This is a genomic window from Flavobacterium columnare, from assembly GCF_014844295.1.
Taxonomy (GTDB): domain Bacteria; phylum Bacteroidota; class Bacteroidia; order Flavobacteriales; family Flavobacteriaceae; genus Flavobacterium; species Flavobacterium columnare.
In genome coordinates, this window is record NZ_CP054494.1 from 3,205,329 (window position 1) to 3,212,500 (window position 7,172).

Below are 7,172 nucleotides of genomic sequence, written 5' to 3' on the forward strand. Positions count from 1 at the left end.
AATTAATGATTTTTAGTGTTTTTACCGCTGTTTACAAATACCTCGTCTTTGGCGTGTTTATTAATATTGGTTTGGCTTGATACGGTTATGTCTTTTAAGGCTTGTTTTGTTATATCATTACTGGAGGTTTGTATGTTTTCATGTGCTATTTTTTTTATGTTTTTGGCTAGTAAACTAAAATCGCCTATTGCATTTTGTATCATCATGGCTCCTGCTGTAGTGCTATGGTTCATTCCAGCACTTTCGGAGATATTCATACCAGCGGAGGTTGTAATATTCATGCCTGCTGTCATGCTAATATTTCCGCCAGCATTCATAGTAATATCATTAGGCGCATTCACACTAATATTCCCCTGTCCGTCCATCGTCCAAGTGTTGCCACTAGGATCCTCTATAAAAACAGAACCTTGGGCATCGTTTAGAATAATTTTAGTTCCAGATCGGGTATGAATGGCTTTTACATCATTGCCGCTAGTATGGTACCCACTGGTTTCGCTTCCGTTATAATGAGTGCCTAGTACAAAAGGTTTTTCTGCATTGCCGCTTTCAAAACCTACAAGAACTTCTTCGCCTATTTCGGGGATAAAATGAAATCCTTTGCCTGCTCCTGAGTGGGGTTGTATTAGGCGAATCCATGGGGTTTTTTGGTTTTTTCTTTCTTGCCATGGAAATTGTACGCGTACACGCCCCATGCTCATAGGATCGTTGTTGTCTACTACCCGTGCGGTTTGTTCTTCGCATTTAGGATAGGTGTTGTCGTCAAAATAAGGAGGGGTCCATAAATCGGGAATGGCTACGAACTCGTTGTAATAGCTATTGCCATCATGAAAATGTTGAATTTCTATGATGCGATAGGTTTCCATAGGGCGGTCGTTTATATCAACCAGTTTGGTTAGATCGCCTTGTTTGAGTTGGGGGTCTTTGCTTTTGCCTTTTACGATCATCAGGTTTTCTCTGAGTTCTTTTTGTTTTCGTACGGCATCTTGTAGCTCTCTATCGGTTCGGTTGTTGATACCCGTGGGGTTGTGGAGCTTGTTGGGTTTTTTATGGAATACGTTTTTTGAGGCTTTTAGGGCTACTAGTTGGTAGGGGTTGACTTTGTTTTGTAATTGAGCTGAGGCGCTATCTCGTTGTAGGCTGGTGCCTGATTCTACATCGTAGGTGGTGTAGGTAAATTGTTGTGGTTTTACTGATATTTCAAAGGATACGTGTACTAGGTCTACACTTTCGTCTAGGTTTATGATTTTAGGGCCTACTTTGTTGCCTAACACTAGGCTCTGTCCGTTGTAATACAGGTATTCGCCATAGCGTATGGCAAGTTGTTGTAAAAATTGGTAATCTGTTTGGTTGTATTGTACGGTGTAAGGCAACACATTTTGGGTGTTGTTGTTTCGGACAATGGTATGAAGGGTGTCTTTGGGGTATTGGGCGGTTATGTCTTGAAAGATTTCTTCTAGGGTTTTGTTTTCAAAACTTTGGGATTCAAGTCCTTGTTCTAACATAATGGTAGGAGCGTGTCCTGTAATATATAGTCTGCCGTAACCGTCTTTTTTTAAAAGGTTTAAATGGGTTATAATGCCTGTAAAGGTTTGTTTTATTTCTCCAAATCGGTGCAGGTGGATGTGTATGGTTTTTCCTAGGTAGCTTTTAGAATGTTCCATGATGTAGGCTTCTTCGTTGTCTAGGGAATCGGCACGGGTATCTAGGGTAAAGGTGTCGTGTTCGTTGGTTTTTTGATGGAACTGTAGGTTAAAATGGGATTTTTCTAGGAAGGATTTGCCTTCTATGGTAAGGGTGCAGTAGACTAATGGACTGGATTTGTCGGCTAAAAAGTCTTTAAAGGAACGTAATGAGGCGTATTTTGCTATGTCGTCAGGATGGTTGAGTCTTCCATAATCGCTGTTGTAAGTATCCATATCGCGTATTTTTTAGTTGTTTAGTTGTTGTTTAATCTTTCCATTTCTTTTCGTGTGCAGCTTCGTTTAGAACAAAACGTTTGGCCATTAGACGTAGGGCAATTTGTAGCGGTTCAGTGCTTTTAGCGTCAAAATATTCCGAAAAGGAAACACAATAGGCTTTTTCAAACTTTAACTCTTGTAGTTTGCTCATGGCATCTCTTCTAAAGAATATAATGGTGCCGTTTTTGGTTTGACTGTGGTCGAGCATCCATTGTAATAGGTTGGATTTCCCGTTGCTTTCTATACGGATGTTAATTTCGCCTCCTTGAGGCATTCCTTCGGGTTTTCCTGTAGCGTCTATTTGTTGTGTAAAATTATAGTCGCAACTGAGTATGTTGTAAGTATTTCCGTCTAGTTCTAATTTAGCTAAAAAGGACATGTTTGTTTTTTTATAGGGTTGTTTATTTGAAAGAAAAAAAAGAAAAAAGGCGATCCCAAAAGATCGCAACCATCATTTAACGGAGTTCTTTTTAGACTAGGGTTGACCGGTGTAAAACCTAGGAGGTAATACAATGATTGATCTAGCCAATGTCATTTCCCTAGAGAAACTAACAAAGAACTGGGGTTAAAAAGTTGTTTTTAGGGAACGCCTTTTTGAAGGGATTATACCCATTCGTTTTCGTAAGCTCCTGAACCTAGTTCAATTTTTTTAGCTGAAATGGTAAAGGTTTCAGTTAGTGGATTTACGCCTGTAGAATCAAAGTTTTCTCTGAATTTTACTAAGTATCCTTCTGAGAATTTTAATTCTTTTAGAACCGCTTCGCTGTCTCTTTTAAAGAATTTTACACTTCCGTCTTTTCTTTCAAATGAGTTGGTCATCCACTCAAAGAATGAAGTGTCTGCAGTACCTTCAATTGTTAATTCAATTTTTCCTCCTCTAGTTACAGTAGAAGGTCTACCCGTTGCGTCTGTTTCTTGAAATAAACCGTAGTTTACATTTAATACTGTGTACTCTTTTCCTGCTACTGCTAATTTTGCTTTGAATGACATAATTATAAATATTTAAAAAATTAAGAAATACATAAGGATATATCTATAAAGGTATAGAGTAGGTTAAAAAATGATTTTGGGGTGGGTTTTGTTAGGTAAGAACCAATTTGAGTAGGATCGTTTGGATTTTGTGGTTTCATGACATATTTTGTTTTTAATAATAACAACCATTTATGGAAATATGATTAAGTCAAATATAGTGGGTTTGTTTTATAAAAACAAGTTTTTGTTATAAAAAATAAAAAAACCACTGGTGTTTTTGTTTTTTAATTGTTGGTAGTGTATTAAAAAGTGTGTAAAATCATTTTTATAATCAATATTTCAATGTTCAAAATAAGATAAAGGAAAGAAAATACGTTCCGCTACGCTACACTTAATTTTCTTTCCTTTATCTTATTTCTTTCTTTCTTTTTAATTCCTCTATATCTCTAAAAGCACTTACTGGATACTTGTATGTTTTATATTCTTTTTCCAATGCTACCGAACCCATTAAAGCAATAACTGAAGACACGTTCGGCATGGCTCCTCTCATTTTCAAAACACGCTTGTAATCTCTGTTCAACCGTTCAATCCAGTTGGTCGAATAAACCATTCTTTGAATTTGTGGCGGATAATCTAAATAAGTAAAATAAGCTATATTTCGCTCATTTTTGAAACTTTTTATGCTTGGATATTTACTTTCCCTCTTTTGAACAAAATTAATTAATTTTTCAAATGAAGCAATTGGTGTTGTGCTTTTTGTTTCTACTTGGTATATTTCCTTTAATTCTATTGCTATTTCTACTCGTTTTGTTCGTGGAAAAATAGCTAATATATTTCGTTTAAAATGAACCACACAGAGTTGATGTTTGGCATTAGGGAAGACTTTTGCACTAGCGTTTTCAATAGATGTTAAGCCGTCAGAGACCACTAATCCAATACTTTTTACACCTCTTGTTTTTAAGCTCTCCAACTCTTGTTGCCACAATAAAGCTCCTTCTGTGGGATGATTTACAATTGTTAAAACCTCCCTTGTTCCTTCTTCTTTAATACCTAAAATTGTGAAATAGCCTTCTTTCTTAACCGAATCATCTCGCCTTGTATGAACAAAAGTAGCATCAATATAAAGTACTAAATAATGTTCTTCTAAGTCTCTTTTAAGCCATAATTCAATTTCTTTTTTACTCTCCTTCATCAAGTAACTTATCTGCTGCTTGCTGTAATCTTTACCGTAAAGTTCTTCATAAACGTCGCTTACTTGCTCTGTTGTTTAACCTTTTCTATAAAGACTAAAAATGAGTTTTCGATGCTCTTCATCCTCATTTCTTAGAACTCCAAGCAATGCTGGATAAAAGGTACCACTTCGTGTTCTTGGTACCTTTAAAACCATTTCTTTGCAAAACCATTAGTAGTTCTAGTTCTAAATCCATTTGCATAATCCGTGGGATTTTCTAGCGGATGCAATACCCGTTCTGACTTCATAAAGGTCTCTAAGGTCATTTGCATTAATAAATTCGTTCCATTTTCTGAATTTGCAACTTCCAATAATAATTCCGAAATTTGAGCGTGTGTAAAGTCCATAATTGTAAATTTTAATGGTTCATAATTTTAAAATTACAAAAAATTCTTTACACACTTTTTTTGTACAGTATCCCCGCTCACGCGGTGATTTCGGTTTGATAGCACAAACGCGTATAAAACAAAAAACCTTCATCGTTTCGGATGAAGGGTTTCTAAAGAAAGGCGGCGATCTACTCTCCCACAAAATGCAGTACCATCGACGCTGGCGGGCTTAACTTCTCTGTTCGAAATGGGAAGAGGTGAGCCCCGCCGCAATAACCACCTTAAGGTTTTAAGTCTAAAGTCGAATGTCGTAAAGTTTCCTTTGGACTTTCTTATTTAAGACTGTCTCGTTTTTAAACGAAACAAATATTTTAACATATTGAGATAAATATTTAATTTGGAAAGAATTTTACGAGCCCCCTGAGGTTCCCCCTTTGGGGGTTAGGGGGCTCTTACAATAAGCTTACGGGTTATTAGTACTACTTGACTGTGACATTACTGCCTTTACATCTATAGCCTATCAACGTGGTCATCTTCCACGACCCTTAAAAGAAATCTCATCTTGTGGTGGGTTTCGCGCTTATATGCTTTCAGCGCTTATCCCTTCCCAACGTAGCTACTCTGCGGTGCTCCTGGCGGAACAACAGATACACCAGCGGTTGGTCCAACTCGGTCCTCTCGTACTAGAGTCAGATCCACTCAAATTTCTAACGCCCACAGTAGATAGAGACCGAACTGTCTCACGACGTTCTGAACCCAGCTCGCGTGCCACTTTAATGGGCGAACAGCCCAACCCTTGGGACCTTCTCCAGCCCCAGGATGTGACGAGCCGACATCGAGGTGCCAAACCCCCCCGTCGATATGAGCTCTTGGGGGAGATCAGCCTGTTATCCCCGGCGTACCTTTTATCCTTTGAGCGATGGCCCTTCCATGCGGAACCACCGGATCACTATGCTCTACTTTCGTACCTGATCGACCTGTATGTCTCTCAGTCAAGCTCCCTTATGCCATTGCACTCTACGCACGGTTACCAAGCGTGCTGAGGGAACCTTTAGAAGCCTCCGTTACTCTTTTGGAGGCGACCACCCCAGTCAAACTACCCACCAAGCAATGTCCTCCACAATATGGAGTTAGGCCTCAGATAAGCAAAGGGTGGTATTTCAACAATGACTCCACAACGCCTAGCGACGCCATTTCACAGTCTCCCACCTATCCTACACATCACTTATCCAAGGTCAATACTAAGCTATAGTAAAGGTGCACAGGGTCTTTTCGTCCCACTGCGGGTAATCGGCATCTTCACCGATACTACAATTTCACCGAGCTCATGGCTGAGACAGTGTCCAGATCGTTACACCATTCGTGCAGGTCGGAACTTACCCGACAAGGAATTTCGCTACCTTAGGACCGTTATAGTTACGGCCGCCGTTTACTGGGGCTTCAATTCAATGCTTCTGATTGCTCATAACATCTCCTCTTAACCTTCCAGCACCGGGCAGGTGTCAGGCCCTATACTTCATCTTACGATTTGGCAGAGCCCTGTGTTTTTGATAAACAGTCGCCTGGACCTTTTCACTGCGGCCAGCTTGCGCTGGCGACCTTTCTCCCGAAGTTACAGGTCTATTTTGCCTAATTCCTTAGCCATGAATCTCTCGAGCGCCTTAGGATACTCTCCTCAACTACCTGTGTCGGTTTACGGTACGGGTACTTATAATCTATGTTTAGAAGGTTTTCTTGGCAGCCTTTAGGTACACTATCCCATCATCCGAAGAATCCGAGTACTATCGCATTTCACCAGTCCCAGCGGATTTGCCTACCGGGCCTATAGCTAGGTGCTTTAACGAACTATTCCGTCAGTTCGCGGTACTTTCACCACTGCGTCACTCCATCACAATTATAAGTAGTACGGGAATATTAACCCGTTGGCCATCGACTGTTCCTTTCGGATTCGCCTTAGGTCCCGACTAACCCGCAGCTGATTAGCATAGCTGCGGAAACCTTAGTTTTGCGGCGGGGGTGTTTCTCGCACCCCTTATCGTTACTTATGCCTACATTTTCTTTTCTAACCTCTCCAGAAATCCTCACGGAATCCCTTCTACGATGTTAGAATGCTCCCCTACCACTTGACTTTTGTCAAATCCATAGCTTCGGTAGTATACTTATGCCCGATTATTATCCATGCTCGATCGCTCGACTAGTGAGCTGTTACGCACTCTTTAAATGAATGGCTGCTTCCAAGCCAACATCCTAGCTGTCGATGCAATCAAACCGCGTTTGATCAACTTAGTATACATTTGGGGACCTTAGCTGATGGTCTGGGTTCTTTCCCTCTCGGACTGGGACCTTAGCACCCCAGCCCTCACTGCTGTGTATATTATATAGCATTCGGAGTTTGTCAGGAATTGGTAGGCGGTGAAGCCCCCGCATCCAATCAGTAGCTCTACCTCTATATAACTCTACCACTGCGCTGCACCTAAATGCATTTCGGGGAGTACGAGCTATTTCCGAGTTTGATTGGCCTTTCACCCCTACCCACAGGTCATCCGAAGACTTTTCAACGTCAACCGGTTCGGACCTCCACTATGTGTTACCACAGCTTCATCCTGCCCATGGGTAGATCACACGGTTTCGCGTCTAACATTACTGACTCAAGCGCCCTATTCAGACTCGCTTTCGCTACGG

Annotated in this window: 4 protein-coding genes, 2 rRNA genes and 1 pseudogene (1 of these 7 only partly in view); all 7 read right to left on the reverse strand. The window is 40.5% G+C overall.

Annotated features, from left to right (window positions below):
• Positions 1-2: 2 nt before the first annotated feature.
• Positions 3-1,916, reverse strand: a complete 1,914-nt coding sequence (locus HUE53_RS14165) for a type VI secretion system Vgr family protein (protein ID WP_065213727.1) — start codon at positions 1,914-1,916, stop codon at positions 3-5.
• A gap of 31 nt (positions 1,917-1,947) precedes the next feature.
• Complete coding sequence (gene tssD, locus HUE53_RS14170) at positions 1,948-2,337, reverse strand: type VI secretion system tube protein TssD (protein WP_014164870.1); 390 nt, start codon at positions 2,335-2,337, stop codon at positions 1,948-1,950.
• 224 nt (positions 2,338-2,561) lie between these two features.
• Positions 2,562-2,948, reverse strand: coding sequence for a type VI secretion system tube protein TssD (gene tssD, locus HUE53_RS14175; protein WP_014164869.1), 387 nt, complete (start codon positions 2,946-2,948; stop codon positions 2,562-2,564).
• A 388-nt stretch (positions 2,949-3,336) separates the two neighbouring features.
• Positions 3,337-4,317: pseudogene (locus tag HUE53_RS14180) on the reverse strand (IS256 family transposase).
• Entirely contained in the window at positions 4,308-4,508 is a 201-nt protein-coding gene (locus HUE53_RS14380; protein ID WP_065213728.1) for a hypothetical protein, read from the reverse strand. Before HUE53_RS14380 ends, HUE53_RS14180 begins: the two are co-directional and overlap by 10 nt.
• Positions 4,509-4,665: 157 nt before the next feature.
• A 5S ribosomal RNA gene (gene rrf, locus HUE53_RS14190) occupies positions 4,666-4,774 on the reverse strand.
• 169 nt (positions 4,775-4,943) lie between these two features.
• Positions 4,944-7,172 (reverse strand): 23S ribosomal RNA (locus HUE53_RS14195); it runs 647 nt beyond the window's last position.

Excerpts from the sequence above, each read along its gene's own strand:
- tssD (WP_014164870.1), bottom strand. The coding sequence starts at position 2,337 with ATGTCCTTTTTAGCTAAATTAGAACTAGACGGAAATACTTACAACATA.
- HUE53_RS14380 (WP_065213728.1), bottom strand. The coding sequence starts at position 4,508 with ATGGACTTTACACACGCTCAAATTTCGGAATTATTATTGGAAGTTGCA.
- tssD (WP_014164869.1), bottom strand. The coding sequence starts at position 2,948 with ATGTCATTCAAAGCAAAATTAGCAGTAGCAGGAAAAGAGTACACAGTA.
- HUE53_RS14165 (WP_065213727.1), bottom strand. The coding sequence starts at position 1,916 with ATGGATACTTACAACAGCGATTATGGAAGACTCAACCATCCTGACGAC.